This window comes from Termitidicoccus mucosus (assembly GCF_038725785.1).
GTDB classification, from domain to species: domain Bacteria; phylum Verrucomicrobiota; class Verrucomicrobiia; order Opitutales; family Opitutaceae; genus Termitidicoccus; species Termitidicoccus mucosus.
Map to the genome: position 1 here is coordinate 1,016,091 of NZ_CP109796.1, position 15,735 is coordinate 1,031,825.

A 15,735-nucleotide genomic window follows, 5' to 3' on the forward strand; every position below is an offset into this window, starting at 1 on the left:
TCAGCCCGCGGAATACCCGGGAAAAGGATTCAGGGCAAAATCCCCTCGCCCATCGCCCGCGCTTCTTTCAGCCTTTCAGCCCTCCAGCCATTCAGACTTTTCTTTCCATGCGCATCGGCATCGCCCAACTCAACACCACCGTCGGCGACCTCGCGGGCAACCGCCGCAAAATCCTTGCTGCCTACGACACCCTCGTCGCCCAAGGCGCGCAACTCGTCGTCTATCCCGAGCTTGTCGTCACCGGCTACCCGCCCCGCGACCTTCTCTTCAAGAGCGCCTTTGTCCCCGACAACGAGGACTCGCTGGCCGAAATCGCCACGCACACCGGCGAGGTGCCCGCGCTCGTGGGCTTTGTCGAGACCAACCCTTCCCTCCAAGGCCGCCGCTTCCACAACGCCGCCGCCTTCTGCCATCATGGCGAGGTGCACGTCATCGCCCGCAAATGCCTCCTGCCCACCTATGACGTGTTCGACGAGGATCGCTATTTCGAGGCCGCCGCCGAACCGCGCGTCATCACGCACGCCGGCCTGCGCATCGGCGTGACGATTTGCGAGGATATTTGGAAAAACCCGGCCATCCCGACCAGCCGCCTCTACCACATCGATCCCGTCTCTACGCTCGCCGCGCAGGACATCGACCTCGCCATCAATCTTTCCGCCAGCCCCTGGCACCACGCCAAGGACCACGTGCGCGAGCAACTCGTCACCGACGCCGCCCGCGCCCTGCGCTGCCCGCTCGTCTATGTCAACGCCGTGGGCGGCAACGACGAACTCATCTTCGACGGCCAGTCCCTCGTGGCCGGGCCCGACGGCGCCGTCCGCGAACGCCTCGCGGCCTTCGCGGAGGACGTGCGTGTCGTGGAGGTCGGGCTGAGCACCGCCAGCGCCACCGTGCCTCCCCCGCTCGACTTGACCCGATCCCATTCGACCGATGCCGAAAAAAACACACCGGCCGACATCCACGCGGCGCTCGTCCTCGGCCTGCGCGACTATGCCGTGAAAAGCGGCTTCAAGCGCGCGCACGTCGCGCTCTCGGGCGGCATCGACTCCGCCGTTGTCGCCGTCCTCGCCGCCGACGCGCTGGGCGCGGAAAACGTCACCGGCATCTCGCTCCCGTCCGTATTCTCCTCGCAACACTCCCGTGACGACGCCCGCCGCCTCGCGCAAAACCTGGGCATCGCGTTCGAAACCATCGCTATCGCCGACACCGTCGCCGCCTGCGAGCGCGCCCTCGCGCCGTGCTTTGCCGGGCGCCCCCGCGACGTCGCCGAGGAAAACATCCAGGCCCGCGTGCGCGGCGTCATCATGATGGCGCTCTCCAACAAATTCGGCTCGCTCCTCCTCACCACCGGCAACAAAAGCGAGATCGCCGTGGGCTACTGCACCCTTTACGGCGACATGTGCGGCGGCCTCGCCGTCATCTCCGACCTCTTCAAGACCCAGGTCTACGCCCTCGCCCGCTGGATGAACCGCGACCGCGAGCTCATCCCGTGGAACACCATCGAGAAACCGCCCAGCGCCGAACTCCGCCCCGGCCAGCTCGACCAGGACAGCCTGCCGCCCTATGACGAACTCGACGCCATCCTGAAAGGTTATGTCGAGGAAGGCGTGAGCCGCCGCGAACTCATTGCCCGCGGCCACGCCGCCGCGACGGTGAACGACATCGCGCGCAAGGTGGACCTGAACGAATACAAACGCAAACAAGCCGCCCCCGGCCTGAAAATCACCCCGCTCGCCTTCGGCGTCGGCCGCCGCATTCCCATCGTCCAGAAATACGTGAACTGAACGGCGCAGTCTGCGGCTGTCCAAAAACGAACCGGCTCCCCGCCGGCATCACTCCGGGCGCGGCGGATCCCGCCCTCACTTTGTCGCCGAACCGTCGCCGACCGCCGACAAAACCGTCTGGCCCCAGTCGGCGCGGATGCGTCCGATCTCGCGTTCGATTTGCTCCCTCGGGACGCCCTGGTCGATAAGCAGCGCCTCCGCGAGGCCGGCGGCTCCGGCCAGCTCGTCACAGCAGATCACACTCGCCCCCGCCTCGCGCAGCGCCGCGTGTTCGCTCACGTAACGCGCCCGCGTGAGGATGTGTATGCCGGGATTCACCTCGCGCGCGGCCACGATCATCGCCAGCCGCGTCGCCGGCTCGGGCGTGGTGATGACGAGGCAGCGCGCCTTTTCCAGGCAGGCCTCCTTGAGGATCTCCGGGCGCGTGGCGTCACCATAAAGCGCGCGCATGCCCCGGTTGTGCAGTTCCGAAACGGTGTCCACGTTCATTTCGATGATGAGCGGTTTTACCTTGAACAACCCCAGCACCTCCGTGACCGCGCGACCGACCGGACCGTGCCCGACCACGATGGCGTCGGCCGGCGCGCCGTCGCCGTGCGGCGTGACGGCGTTGATGGCCGAGCCGTGCTCGTCGGCGCGGCGGCCGAGCCAGCGCACCCACGAGGCGTGTTTCTCAATCCACGGCTCCAGCGCGAGCAGCCGGTTGAAAACGATCGGGTTGAGGCTGATCGAAATGATCGCCCCCGCCACGAGCAGCGAATACGCCTCCGTCGGGATGAGCCCGTTGGCGCGCGCCACCTCCGCGAGAATGAATGAAAACTCGCCGATCTGCGCGAGCCCGCCCGCCACCACGAGCCCGGTGTGAACGGTGTGCCGGCAAAGCAGCACGATGAGAAACGCCGCGAGCGGCTTCACCATCAGGATGACGACCAGCACCCCCGCGAGCAGCAGCGGCGTCTGCATCACCGAGCGAAAATCGAAGAGCATCCCGACCGACACGAAAAACAGCACCGCAAACGCATCGCGCAGCGGCAGCAACTCCGAGCCCGCCTGGTGGCTGAACTTGGACTGCCCCACGAGCATGCCCGCCATGAACGCGCCCAGCGCCATCGACGCGCCAAACGCCGCGTAGGCGGCCGTCGCGATGGCGATGGACATGACCAGCACCGCCAGCGTGAACAACTCCCGCGAGCGCACGCGCGCCACCCGCATCAACACCCACGGCACAAAACGCGAGCCGACCACGATGACAATCGCGCCGAGCGCGACGAGCTTCAGGATGGCGATGCCCGCCGCCCACAGCACGCCCTTGCCCGCTTCCGTGCCGCCGTGCGCCGCGTCGAGCGCGACATTGTCCAGGCTGGTGTTGACGGCCAGCGCGGGCAGCACCACGAGCACGAGCACCGTGATGATGTCCTCGACGATGAGCCAGCCGATCGCCACGTGCCCCGAGGCGGTCTCGAGCGTGCGGCTGTCCATGAGCACGCGCAGCAGCACCACCGTGCTCGCCACCGACACCGCGATGCCGAGCACGACGCCCTGCGTCCATGACCAGCCCGCGAGCGTCGCCACGCCGACCATGGCAAGCGTGGCCAGCGTGCTTTGCCCAAGCGCGCCGGGGATGGCGATGTTGCGCACCGCCAGCAGGTCCTTCAGGTGGAAATGCAACCCCACGCCGAACATCAGCAGAATGACCCCGATCTCCGCGAGCTGGCCGGCGAGCTGGATGTTGCCGACAAAGCCCGGTGTATGCGGTCCCGCCGCGATGCCCGCGAGCAGATAACCGACGATGGGCGACAACCCGATTTTTTTCGCCACCAACCCGAAAAACAAGGCGGCGGCAAACCCGAAGGCGATGGTCGTGATGAGCGAGATGTCGTGCATGGGAGGAAGGTGCTGAAGGTTACGATGACCGCATGCGGGCGGCGCCGCGGCTGGAAAGGAAAACGCGCATGTCGCGCAGAAACCGTGCCGGAGCCCGGCAACCGCAGGCGGCCGCGACCGCGGCAGATTCGCAACCACCGATGGCATGCGGGGAAGCGAAACAGGCGCGCGGCGCTTTATTTCTGAATGCCCGGGCAAACCCTTGGCGAAGACAAAATGCATCGGACCGCATTTTTATTTTCCTTTCGCGAGCGCCGCCGCCGCGCCGGAGCCCGTCGCGGCGCCCCTCCGCAATCGCTCTTGCTGCCCTGCCTGTTTTGGGTTCCCGTTTTCGTCCTCCGTTTCCGCACGCCATCATGTCCTACTGTGTCTCACGTTTCCAATCCATCCGCCGCCGCACGATCGAAGTGAATGCCGGCGGCGTCGGCATCGGCGGCGGAAACCCGGTCCGCGTGCAGTCTATGACCACCACCGACACGCAGGACATCGCCGCGACCGTGCGCCAGTGCATCGCGCTGGCCGAGGTCGGCTGCGAGATCATCCGTATCACCGCGCCGAATACACCCGCCGCGCGCTGCCTGCGCGACATCCGCCGGGAATTCGACGCCGCCGGCTTCGCCCGCATCCCGCTCGTCGCCGACATCCACTTCCTCCCCGCCGCGGCGATGGAGGCGGTCGAGCACGTCGAGAAAGTCCGCGTGAATCCCGGCAACTACGCGGACAAGAAAAAATTCGCCCACAAGGACTACACCGACGCCGATTACGACCTTGAACTCCAGCGCCTGCACGAGGCGTTCACCCCGCTCGTCCTGCGCGCCAAGGCGCTCGGGCGCTCCCTTCGCATCGGCACCAACCACGGCTCGCTCTCCGACCGCATCATGAACCGCTACGGCGACACGCCTCTCGGCATGGTGGAGAGCGCGCTGGAATTTCTCCGCATCGCCGAAAGCCACTCCTTCAGGCAGATCGTCCTCTCAATGAAATCCTCCAACCCGAAGGTGATGATCCAGGCCTACCGCCTGCTCGTCGCCCGCATGCAGGAGGAGGACATGCACTATCCGCTGCACCTCGGCGTGACCGAGGCCGGCGACGGCGAGGACGGCCGCATCAAGGGCGCCATCGGCATCGGCAGCCTGCTCGCCGACGGCCTCGGCGACACCCTCCGCGTTTCCCTCACCGAGGACAGCATCTATGAAATTCCCGTCGCCCAGGCGCTCGCCGCCAAGGCGCACGCGTTGTGGCGGCGGGATGAAATGACTGCGGACAAGTATCAAGTATCAAGTAACAAGTATCAAGTGACGGATGGAGGCACGAATGCCCCGCCCGTGAATCCAATTGGCGCGGATGGTTCGGGTGGCACGGGCGTCCCGCCCGTGGACGGCGCCCCGCGCCGCCCAAGCAGCGATGACCAGGACCATATCGATCCGTTTCATTATACCCGCCGCGACATCGCCCCGCTCACCCTCGCCTCCGCCGCCGAAATTTCCATCGCACAGCCGCCCCGCGTCATCGTGCGGGCGCCCGCCGCCGCTGCGCTCCCCGAAACGCTGGAAAAACTTTCGTCCCCGCTTCTCGCCGACACGCCGGCCGAAGCCGTGATCGTCCCTCTCGCCGGGCGCGGCGATGCCGGCCTCCTCGCCGCCCGGATTGTATCCGTAAATAAAATACAATCGCCGCCCGCCTTCATCCTCGACCTGTCCCCTACCCTCGCCGCCGGCGCACTCCATTCCGCCCTCGGCCTCCTGCCTCCGGACGCGCCCATCCTCCTGCTCCGAACCTTCACCGCCGCCGACGCCACCGCGCTTCGCGACTTTGCCGCGCTCGCGCAGTCCCGCCGCTTTCCCCTCGTCATCGCCACCACCGCGCGGGATCTCGGCGCGCTCGCCCCCGCGCTGCTCGCCCTGCCTGACGCCGCCGCGCTCATCTTCACCCTCGCTGACACCGCCGCCGAATCCCGCGCGACCCATCCTGTCGGCGGCTACCGCCAGCTCGCCGAATCTCTCCGCGGTCTCGCGCCCCATACCGCGTCCCGAGCCCCGCTCTGGATTCGCAACACGCCCTCATCCGCGCTCGCTTCCGCCTCCACTCCGCATGGCGGGCATGTCGCTTCGCTCGGAACCGAAATCCGAAATCCGCATTCCTCCGATTTTCTCTCCCGTCTGCTCGACGCCTCCATTCTGACCGGCTCGCTGCTCTGCGACGGACTTGGCGACCTTGTCAGCGTGGAAACGGACGCCGATCCCGTCCGCGCCACGCGTCTCGCCTACAACATCCTCCAAGGCGCGGGTTCGCGCATCTCGAAAACCGAGTTTGTCGCCTGCCCCTCCTGCGGGCGCACCCTCTTCGACTTGCAGACGACCACCCAGCGCATCCGTGCGCAGACCGGCCATCTCAAAGGCGTGAAACTCGCCATCATGGGCTGCATCGTAAACGGTCCCGGCGAGATGGCCGACGCCGATTTCGGCTATGTCGGCGGCGCTCCCGGAAAAATCAACCTCTACGTCGGCAAAACCTGCGTCCAATACAACATCCCCCAAGCCGAAGCCGACGCCCGCCTCATCGCTCTCATCAAACAACACGGCAAGTGGCTCGATCCCGCCCCCTGAACAATCGTTCCCGTTCTCTTGCTCGTGCTCCCTTCTGTTTCGGAGCGTTTCGAGAAAGAGAACGGGAACGAAAAACGAGAACGATTAAAAATCGCCCATGTCCGCGCCGCTTCCAGCACCGACCATTCCGGGCCAGCCGCTTACCGCGCTGGCCCCGATGCAGGACGTGACCGACCTTGCGTTCATGCGCGTGGCGGCGCACTACGGCGCCCCCGATTACTTCGTCACCGAGTTTTTCCGCGTCCATTCGCAATCGCGCCCCGAGAAACACATCCTGCGCGCCATCGACGAAAACACCACCGGGCGGCCCGTCTTCGCGCAACTCATCGGCGAGGACATCGCGCATCTCGCGCGCACCATCGACGAACTTCTGCGCCACCCCGTCGCCGGCATCGACCTGAACCTCGGCTGTCCGGCCCCGAAGGTTTACAAGAAAAATGTCGGCGGCGGCCTCCTGCGCGAGCCGGATAAAATCTCAAAAATCCTCGCCGCCATCCGGGCCGCCGTGCCGGGCCTGTTCACCGTGAAGATGCGTATTGGTTTTGAGGATACGGGGCACTACGACGCCATCCTCGACCTGGTGAACGAGCACCGCATCGACCTGCTCGCCGTGCACGGGCGCACCGTGCGCGAACTCTACCGCGGCGAGGTGCACTACGACGCCATCGCCCGGGCCGTCGCGCGGGTCCGCTGCCCCGTCATGGCCAACGGCAACATCACCTCCGCCGCCAAGGCCGCCCGCGTGCTCGCCGAAACCCGCGCCGCCGGCGTGATGATCGGCCGCCACGCCATCCGCAACCCGTGGATCTTCCGCCAGTGCCGCGAGCACTTCGCCGGACGTCCCGTCACGCCGGTCACGTTCGCCGATGTGCGCGACTACATCGGGCACCTCTTCAACGCCACGCGCCAGCCCGGCATCCCCGAAAACGCGCATGTGAGCCGCATGAAAAAATTCCTCAATTTCACCGGCCAGTCCGTGGATCCGGACGGCGCGTTTTTGCGCGACATGCGGCGCGCCACGACCGCCGCCGGGTTGTTCGCCGTGTGCGACCGCCATCTGCTGGCCGAGCCCGCGCGCGAGTTTGCCCTGGAACCCTACCCCGGCGTCATCGCCCGCCCGAATTGCGAGATGCCGGATTCCGCCGCGGCGGCGTCCGGCATTGGCGGCGGCTGACCCCGTTTCCGGGAGCAACTCAAAGTGATGACACCGCCGGAATCTTTCCTCTTTATTCTTTATCTTTCCTCTTTCTCCCTGCCCATGCCTGACGAAAGATAAAGATAAAGAGGAAAGAAGAAAGAGGGAGTGACTCAACTTTGAGTTACACCCCCCATTCCCCTCCGCCCCGGTGCGAGCATTCCGCCACGCGCGGGTTTGCATTTCCCCGGCGAAACCGTTCCCCTGTCTGTTTCATGTCAGCAGCCAGCCAGGTCCCGTATCGCGCCAAACATGTCGGCGTCTGCCCGCCCGCCCGCGGGGCGGTCATTGCCGCGCTCGTCCGCGCCCAACCCGCGCCGGTATGGATCATCGTGGCCGAACACGCCCGCCTTGCCGAGCAACTCGCCGAGGACATCTCGTTCTTTCTGGAAACCCATGCCTCCCCGGCGGCGTCCGCCGAGGTGCTCCTTTTCCCCGAGTCCATGCCCGACACCGGCGACATGCGCGAAGCCTTTGCGGCCTCCGCCGACCGCCTCACCGTCCTCTCCGCCCTGCGCGCCCGGCGCAGCGCTGGCGAATGCGGAATGCGGATTGCGGATTGCGGAATGAAAGGCGCTCCCGCGCCGGATGCGAACGGGAGCGGAAGCTCCCCCATTCCGCATTCCGCAATCCGCATTCCGCACTCCCTCCTCGTCCTCACCACCCCCGCCGCGCTCCTGCAACCCGTCCCCGCGCTCGAGCAATTCGCCACCGCCGAGTTCACCCTCGCGCGCGGGCAAAGCCAGTCCTTCCAAGGACTCCTCGAAAAACTCCGTGCGCTCGACTACGACTCCGAGGCCGTCTGCGAGGCCCCCGGCCACTATGCCATCCGCGGAGGCATCATCGACGTTTATCCCGTCACTGCCACGCAGCCTTACCGCCTCGATTTCTTCGGCGACGAAATAGAGGACATCCGCGCCTTCGATCCCGTCACGCAACGCTCCGGCGAATCCGTCGCCAGCATCACGCTCTCGGCCACCCCGCGCGTCCGCCTCGCCCCCTCGAAAACCGGCCTCGCCGACTACCTTCCTGCCCGCGCCGCCAATCTCCTCCTTGTCGAGCCCGCCGCCCTTGACGCCGCCTTCAGCCGGCTGGCCTTGGAAAACGCCTCCGTCGACGCCGGCGCATCCCCCACCCTCGCCGGCTTCTTGCCCCGGTTCGCCGCGCTCCTCGGCGTGAGCGATCTCGACGAGGCCGCCGCGCTCTTCGACACGCCCGACACGCAGGAAAACCTCTGGGACACGGAAAGCCTTGCGCACCATCGCAACTATCCCTCCGATGGACTTGTCGCCAACGAACGCCTCCAAGCCGAGGAAGATGCCCGCGCCCGTTTTCTGGCCCAGGCCGCCACCTGGTCGCACGAAGGCTACGCACTCGCCATCGTCACCGCCAAGGAAGGCGAGGAAAACCGCGCCAAGGAAATCCTCGCCGCCGATTCCAAGCTGAAAAAACTCCGCCCCCGCTACCTCCGGGGGACGTTAAACGAAGGATTCCGCATCACCAATCGGGGGGAGGGATTTTCGATTTTCGATTTTCGATTTTCGATTGAAGGAGCTTCCGCTCCCTTCGGAACAACGGCGCGGCAGCGCCCAATCGAAAATCGAGAATCGAAAATCGAAAATCCCTCCCGCGGCCTCGTCCTCGTCACGGAAACCGAACTCTTCGGCCGGCGGCGCCCGCGCCGCCCCGGCTCCACCTCCGCGCAACGCCGCCTCACCGCCCAGCGCGCCCAGGTTGACCAGCTCCTCGATTTCTCCGAACTCGTCGAAGGCGACTACGTTGTCCACCTCCAGCACGGCATCGCGCACTACCGCGGCCTCACCCGCGTCGAGCACGCCGGCGGCGCGCGCGAGGTCATCTCGCTCGAATTCGACGACGGCGTCACCCTCCACGTCCCGCTCCAGGAATCGCACCTCGTCAGCCGTTACGTCGGCCTCGGCAAGACCCGTCCGCAACTCGGGCGCGTCGGCTCCGGCCGCTGGGAAAAAACCCGCCGCGCCGCCGAACTCGCCACCATCGACCTCGCCGCCGAACTTCTCCGCATCCAGGCCTCGCGCGAAGCCCGGCCCGGACACGCCTTCGATCCCGACACTGTCTGGCAGAAGGAATTCGAAGCCTCCTTTCCCTTCACCGAAACCCGCGACCAGCTCCGCGCCATCGACGAAACCAAGGACGACATGGAGCGCCCGCGCCCGATGGACCGCCTCATCTGCGGCGACGTCGGCTTCGGCAAAACCGAGGTCGCCATCCGCGCGGCCTTCAAGGCCGTCCAGTCCGGCCGCCAGGTCGCCCTCCTCGTGCCCACCACCGTCCTCGCGCAACAGCACCTCAACACCTTCCGCGAACGCATGGCCGGCTACCCCGTCAACATCGAGATGGTCTCCCGCTTCCGCACCCGCGCCGAGCAAAACAAAATCGTCGCCGCTACCGCCGCCGGGCAGGTGGACATTCTCATCGGCACCCACCGCATTCTTCAAAAAGACATCCGCTTCCGCGAACTCGGCCTCGTCATCATCGACGAGGAGCAACGCTTCGGCGTGAAACACAAGGAAACCCTCAAGGCCATGCGCGCCACCGTGGATGTCCTCAGCATGTCCGCCACGCCCATCCCCCGCACCCTCTACATGGCCATGACCGGCGCGCGCGACATGAGCGTCATCGAAACCGCCCCCGTCAACCGCCACCCCGTCCAGACCATCGTCAAGACCTATGACGAAAAAATCATCGTCGAGGCCGTCCGCCGCGAAATCCGGCGCGGCGGCCAGGTTTTTTACCTCCACAACCGCGTCCAGACCATCGACCTCGTCGCCGCCCGCCTCCGCGAACTCCTGCCCGACCTCGACATCGGCGTGGGCCACGGCCAGATGGACGAAAAAGACCTGGAGCGCGTGATGACCGATTTTGTCGCGGGCAACCACCACGTCCTCGTCTGCACCACCATCATCGAAAGCGGCCTCGATATCCCCAACTGCAACACCATCATCATCGAAGGCGCCGACCGCTTCGGGCTCTCCCAGCTCTACCAGCTCCGCGGCCGCGTCGGCCGCTTCAAGCACCAAGCCTACGCCTACCTCCTCCTCCACCGCCACACGCAGCTCGTCGAAATCGCCCGCCAGCGCCTCAACGCCCTCCGTGCGCACAACCAGCTCGGCGCCGGCTTCCGCATCGCCATGCGCGACCTCGAGCTCCGCGGCGCCGGCAATCTCCTCGGCCCGCAGCAAAGCGGCCACATCGTCGGCGTCGGCTTCGAACTCTACTGCCAGCTCCTCCGCCAGTCCGTCGCCCGGTTGAAAGGCGAAAAACAAGCCGCCGCCATCCGCGCCACCGTGAAGCTTGATTTTGTGTATGTCGGCGAGGCCGAAAGCGGCGCGGACTCCCCGCCCGTGGGTAGGGCGAAGCCTCCGGCTGAGCCGCCGCGCCATGCCCGCGGAGCCCTCCCGCCACACCGCACTTTTCAAGCCCCCGCATCCAAATCCGCCCCCATTCCGCAATCCAGCTACGCCGCCATCAAAGCCGCCGAGGACGACGCCAGCGGCATCGTCCCCCTCGCGCCGATCCAGGCGCGCATCCCTGTTTCCTATATCGCCGAGACGCGCCTCCGCATCGACCTTTACCGCCGCCTCGCGCTGACCGACAGCCCTGCCGCGCTGAAAGAAATCGAAGCCGATCTCCGCGACCGCTTTGGCCCGATTCCCGAGGAAATCCGGGCACTCCTGCTCGTCACCGAGATTCGCATCCGCGCGGAACAAAAAGGCATCCTCTCCGTCGAAACCGAGAGCACCCGCCTCAAATGCCTGCGCAACACCGGCAAACGCGACGACTTCATCATGCACGGCGCCCGTTTTCCCCGCCTCTCCGCCCCCAAGCCGCTCTCGCGCCTCCGCGAAATCATCACCTTCCTCAACAACCAGCCCAATCCATGACAAGTGGCACGGGCGACTCGCCCGTGCCACTTCAATCCGGCATTTCCGGAGCTACCCGCGCACTCATGATTTTCCAGAGCCCCTCATGAACAAATCGCCCGCGTTCTCGTCCAAGAACCATGCCGGCACGCGTCGCAAGGGCAGCCAGCCCGCCTCCGCCGACATGCCGCCATGGTTCTTCACCGATCGCTTTTTCCACTGTTGACCGCCTCCCGCCTCCACCTAACTTTCACGACAAAGCATACATTTCCAATCAATCCAGCCGCACATGCCGCCCATTCGTTGCATCGCCTTTCTTCTCGCCGCCGCCATTCTCCCGCGCCTCGCCGCCCAGCAATCCGGCGCTCAGCCGCAGCAACCGCCCTCCGACGGCCTTGATCTGCGTTTCGCCAACGGCATCGTCGCCGTCGTCGAGGACCGCCCCATCACGGTTGACGACATCCGCCGCGAAATCCAGCCGCTCCTCCCCCAGATCCAGCGCGACGCCACCAGCCAGCGCGATTTTGAAAACAAGCTCCAGGCCCTTCAGGACGACATCATCCAGCAGCACGTTGACCGCGTCCTCATCGTGAAGGAATTTTACAAGGAAAAGGAAGGCGAGCCCAAGAAATCCATCCCCACGAGCTTCATCGACAACCAGCTCTCCGAAATCATCATCACCCAATACGACAACGACCGCTCCAAATTCCTCGCCAGCCTCCGCCAGCAGGGCAAAACCATCCGCGAATACCGTCGCGAAATCGAGGAGGACATCATTTACGGCTACATGCGCTCCCAGCAGCGCAAGAGCCAGAGCGTCGTCAGCCCCGTGAAGGTCGAGACCTTTTACAACGAAAACAAGGACCGCTTCCATCAGGAGGACCAAGTCCACCTGCGCCTCATCCAGTTCAGCCGGACCAACGGCGAGAGCGATGCCGAACTCAAGGTCAAGGCCAACGAAGTCGTCAACCGCCTGAAAAACGGCGAAGCCTTCGGCGACATCGCCAAGGAAGTCAGCCAGGACACCCGCCGCAGCAAAGGCGGCGACTGGGGCTGGCAGAAACGCTCCGACTTGAAGCCCGAACTCAGCGAACCGCTCTTCAAGTTGAACAAGGGCGAAGTGACCGACCCGATCCTCATGCCCGAGGGGGCGTTTTTGATGTATGTCGAGGAGCGCAAACACGCCGGTCTCCAGCCGCTCGACGAAGTGCGCGACCAGATCGAGCGCATCCTGGTCCAGCAGATGGCCCGCACCAGCCAGGAGCAATGGTTGGAACGCCTCCGCCGCAACGGCTACATAAAGTATTACTGAGCGCGGCGGGCGACTGGAAGACGGCGGGATGTTTTTGGGGACGCATCTCGCAGGCTTTGTCCGGCTGGAATGTCGGCGAAAGATGCGATCACACTTCAGGTAGGGCGAGGCGTCCCGCCGAGCCGCGAGCGATTCGCACGGCTCGGCGGGACGCCTCGCCCTACCATTAACGGCTTCCATAGTCTGATTTTCATTCGTAAATGGTATGAAGGATCGCGAGCGTGGCGCGGGCACGGCTGGCCCTACACCAGCCGCCCGCCGCAGATGACTTGGGCGACCGGATTGCCGCCGAATTCGTGCGCGAGCAGGCGCTCGTCCTTGTGATGCAGCAGGATCAAATCCGCGCGCCTGCCCGCCTCGATCGTGCCCCGGTCGGAAAAACCCAGCAACGCCGCCGGGTTCGCCGTGCTCGCGACAATCGCCTCCTCCGGTGAAAGCCCGCAGAATCGCACGGCCAGCGCGATGACCAGCGGCATCGAGAGCGTCGGCGCGGTGCCGGGGTTGCAATTCGTCGCGAGCGCGAGCGCCCCGCCCTGGTCCACGAAAAACGCCGCGCTCGCGAAACGCCCGCCGGCGTGAAACGCCGTCGCCGGCAGCACCACGCCGAACGTGCCCGAGCCGGCAAGCAGTTCGAGATCGGCCCGGGTTGACGACTCCAGGTGATCCACGCTGAGCGCGTGCATGCGTACCGCCTCGGGAATCATCCCCGACGGTTTCCACCAGTCGGCATGCACGCGGATCGGGTGGCGTTTGCGCGCCTTTTCAAAAAGTTTCACGCATGCCTCGACCGTCCACGCGCCGGGCTCGCAAAACGCGTCCACTGCAATGCCCGGAAACTCGCGGATGATCTCCGGCAGCAGGTCGCGCACGACCAGTTTCACGTAGTCGTCGAGGTTGCCCTCGAAGGCGTGGCCGATCAGCGCCGTCGGCACCACCGTGCCCGGCCATTCGCCCGCCGCGCGCTGGATGGCGCGCAGCATTTTCAACTCGGCCTCGACCGTGAGTCCGTAGCCGCTCTTGACCTCGATGGTCGTGGTGCCGCCGCGCAACGCCTCCTCCAGCCGCGCGCGCAAGTTGGCCGAGAGCTGATTGCGCGTTGCCTCGCGCACGGCCCGCGCGGTCGCATGGATGGCGCCGCCCTTGCGCAGGATTTCCTCGTAGGACTCGCCGCGCATCAAGCGCTCCCATTCGTCGAGCCGGTCGCCCGCCCAGCACGCATGCGTGTGGCAGTCGACAAATCCCGGCATGAGCACGCGCCCGAGCGCGTCAATCACGCGCGCGTCGGGCGGGACATCCACTTTTTCGCCAACCGCCGCGATGAGGCCATCCGCCACGAGCACCTCGCCTTGCGGAATCACGCCCAGTTCGCGCAGCGCCGCGCCACGCCTCGGTGTTTGCGCCCCGGCCAGCGTGAGCACACGGGCGTTGCGGATGAGGAGAGGCGCGTGGGCGGCGGAATCGGCGGGCGGCGGGGTCATGACCCGGATATTTGCGACAAGTGACTGCGCCACGACAAGCCCCGTATGCGATCAACAACGAAAAGGAGCGCCGGCGCATTGTTAATGGCAGCCCGGCCTACTTTCCGCCGCCTTGAAGCAGCCGGGCCGCGGTTTTTGCGAAGTAGGTGAGGATCATGTCCGCGCCTGCGCGCTTGATGGCGAGAAGCGACTCCATCGCGGTGCGCTCCAAGTCGAGCCAGCCGAGTTTCGCGGCGGCGTGGAGCTGCGCATATTCGCCGGAAACCTGATAAGCGGCGAGCGGCTTGCGCGTGGCGTCGCGCACCTCTCGGATGATGTCGAGATACGGGCCGGCGGGCTTGACCATGAGCGCGTCCGCGCCTTCGCTTTCGTCGAGCAACGCCTCGACGACGGCCTCGCGGCGGTTGGCCGGGCTGAGTTGGTAGGTGCGCTTGTCGAGCGGCGCGGAGTCGGCCGCTTTCGAACTGCCGACGGCATCCCTGAACGGTCCGTAAAAAGCCGAGGCAAATTTCGACGAATAGGCCATGATCGCCGTCTGCTCGCAGCCCGCCGCATCGAGCGCGCGGCGGATGGCGGCGATGCGTCCGTCCATCATGTCGGACGGCGCCACGAAATCGACGCCGGCGCGCGCATGCAGCACGGACATTTTCACGAGCACCTCCACCGTGGCGTCGTTGGCCACGTCGGCGCCGTCGGACGTGAGTAATCCGTCGTGTCCGTGCGTGGTGTAGGGATCGAGCGCGATATCGGTGATGACCACGAGTTCCGGCAGGGCCTTTTTCACGGCGCGGACGGCGCGGAGAATGAGCGCGTCCTCGTCGAGCGCGGCCGTGCCGTGATCGTTCTTCAGGCGCGGATCGATCTTGGGAAACAGCGCCACGGCGCGCACCCCGGTTTTCAGAAGTCCGCGACATTCCTTCACGAGGTCGGCGATATTGAGCCGCTCGACGCCGGGCATCGACCCCACCGGCTCGGGCGCGGCCTTGCCATCAATGACAAAGAGCGGCGCGATGAAGTCCGCGGGGCGAAGCGTGGTTTCTTCCACGAGGGCGCGGATGCCGGCGGTGCGGCGGAGACGGCGGGGACGGACGGGAAGATCGAGTTTGAATGAACCAGACATGGTGGAAATTTGTAAGTGGCGTGTGTGGCATAACCAATCACGGCGGCGGGCGGGTTGAAATTCAAAAAACCGCAGCCATCGGTCCGAGGAACACACCTGAATCCGAATCCCCTGCAAACCCGTCCTTTTCCAACTTTATTAACACTCTTATGACAAACGACATCCTTATCCGAGATGCTATTACGTTCATTTTACTAATAATGCGGTGGACGTTCCTCTTCTTGTGGATGTAAATTTATTCCGTCGCCCACCCTCCGACGCAAAACCTCTGCCTCGCGACGCAGTCGATCCAATGTCTCTGTCAACTCCAGCATTACCTTGTCCTGTTCTGTCATATGCCGCTCCAGCCATGCCAATCGCTCTTCCACCCGGGCCATTCGTTGCAGTGTTTCGGCATTCATTGCCAGCCATCGTAGCAGCTGCCCGATTTCAGTCAAAACTTAACGAGGGTAAC

The 15,735-nt window shown here is 65.3% G+C and carries 9 protein-coding genes; 5 read left to right on the forward strand and 4 right to left on the reverse strand.

Annotation, left to right across the window (positions count from 1 at the left end; all coding sequences use genetic code 11):
* Window positions 1-107 precede the first annotated feature (107 nt).
* The gene (locus OH491_RS03500; protein ID WP_068769315.1) at window positions 108-1,784 is read left to right on the forward strand and encodes an NAD+ synthase; all 1,677 of its coding nucleotides are present in this window, start codon (window positions 108-110) and stop codon (window positions 1,782-1,784) included.
* Window positions 1,785-1,859: 75 nt separating this feature from the next.
* Here OH491_RS03500 and OH491_RS03505 read toward each other — a convergent pair whose 3' ends face one another.
* The gene (locus OH491_RS03505) at window positions 1,860-3,668 is read right to left on the reverse strand and encodes a cation:proton antiporter (protein WP_068769314.1); all 1,809 of its coding nucleotides are present in this window, start codon (window positions 3,666-3,668) and stop codon (window positions 1,860-1,862) included.
* 356 nt (window positions 3,669-4,024) lie between these two features.
* Here OH491_RS03505 and ispG point away from each other — a divergent pair, with 356 nt between their 5' ends.
* From ispG to OH491_RS03525, 4 genes are all read left to right on the forward strand, one after another.
* Complete coding sequence (ispG, locus tag OH491_RS03510) at window positions 4,025-6,274, forward strand: (E)-4-hydroxy-3-methylbut-2-enyl-diphosphate synthase (RefSeq protein WP_084441935.1); 2,250 nt, start codon at window positions 4,025-4,027, stop codon at window positions 6,272-6,274.
* Between the two features lie 97 nt (window positions 6,275-6,371).
* Window positions 6,372-7,448 (forward strand): tRNA dihydrouridine synthase, encoded by a 1,077-nt coding sequence (locus OH491_RS03515; protein ID WP_068769313.1) that lies wholly within the window; start codon window positions 6,372-6,374, stop codon window positions 7,446-7,448.
* Between the two features lie 236 nt (window positions 7,449-7,684).
* The gene (mfd, locus tag OH491_RS03520; protein ID WP_068769312.1) at window positions 7,685-11,392 is read left to right on the forward strand and encodes a transcription-repair coupling factor; all 3,708 of its coding nucleotides are present in this window, start codon (window positions 7,685-7,687) and stop codon (window positions 11,390-11,392) included.
* A 268-nt stretch (window positions 11,393-11,660) separates the two neighbouring features.
* Window positions 11,661-12,683, forward strand: a complete 1,023-nt coding sequence (locus tag OH491_RS03525) for a peptidylprolyl isomerase (RefSeq protein WP_068769311.1) — start codon at window positions 11,661-11,663, stop codon at window positions 12,681-12,683.
* Window positions 12,684-12,925: 242 nt separating this feature from the next.
* On the opposite strand, the gene hutI is transcribed toward OH491_RS03525, so the two are convergent.
* The 3 genes from hutI to OH491_RS28115 all read right to left on the reverse strand — a co-directional run bounded on the left by hutI (window position 12,926) and on the right by OH491_RS28115 (window position 15,682).
* A complete protein-coding gene (gene hutI, locus OH491_RS03530; protein WP_342750862.1) occupies window positions 12,926-14,161 on the reverse strand; it encodes an imidazolonepropionase in 1,236 nt (411 codons plus the stop codon).
* Window positions 14,162-14,258: 97 nt separating this feature from the next.
* Window positions 14,259-15,281 (reverse strand): porphobilinogen synthase, encoded by a 1,023-nt coding sequence (hemB, locus tag OH491_RS03535; RefSeq protein ID WP_334319130.1) that lies wholly within the window; start codon window positions 15,279-15,281, stop codon window positions 14,259-14,261.
* Between the two features lie 194 nt (window positions 15,282-15,475).
* Window positions 15,476-15,682 carry a SlyX family protein gene (locus tag OH491_RS28115; protein WP_084441934.1) on the reverse strand — a complete coding sequence of 69 codons (207 nt, stop codon included), beginning with the start codon at window positions 15,680-15,682 and terminating at the stop codon, window positions 15,476-15,478.
* Window positions 15,683-15,735: the final 53 nt, after the last annotated feature.

Coding starts and splice junctions, on each gene's coding strand:
- OH491_RS03500 (WP_068769315.1), top strand. CDS start 108: ATGCGCATCGGCATCGCCCAACTCAACACCACCGTCGGCGACCTCGCG.
- OH491_RS03505 (WP_068769314.1), bottom strand. CDS start 3,668: ATGCACGACATCTCGCTCATCACGACCATCGCCTTCGGGTTTGCCGCC.
- ispG (WP_084441935.1), top strand. CDS start 4,025: ATGTCCTACTGTGTCTCACGTTTCCAATCCATCCGCCGCCGCACGATC.
- OH491_RS03515 (WP_068769313.1), top strand. CDS start 6,372: ATGTCCGCGCCGCTTCCAGCACCGACCATTCCGGGCCAGCCGCTTACC.
- mfd (WP_068769312.1), top strand. CDS start 7,685: ATGTCAGCAGCCAGCCAGGTCCCGTATCGCGCCAAACATGTCGGCGTC.
- OH491_RS03525 (WP_068769311.1), top strand. CDS start 11,661: ATGCCGCCCATTCGTTGCATCGCCTTTCTTCTCGCCGCCGCCATTCTC.
- hutI (WP_342750862.1), bottom strand. CDS start 14,161: ATGACCCCGCCGCCCGCCGATTCCGCCGCCCACGCGCCTCTCCTCATC.
- hemB (WP_334319130.1), bottom strand. CDS start 15,281: ATGTCTGGTTCATTCAAACTCGATCTTCCCGTCCGTCCCCGCCGTCTC.
- OH491_RS28115 (WP_084441934.1), bottom strand. CDS start 15,682: ATGAATGCCGAAACACTGCAACGAATGGCCCGGGTGGAAGAGCGATTG.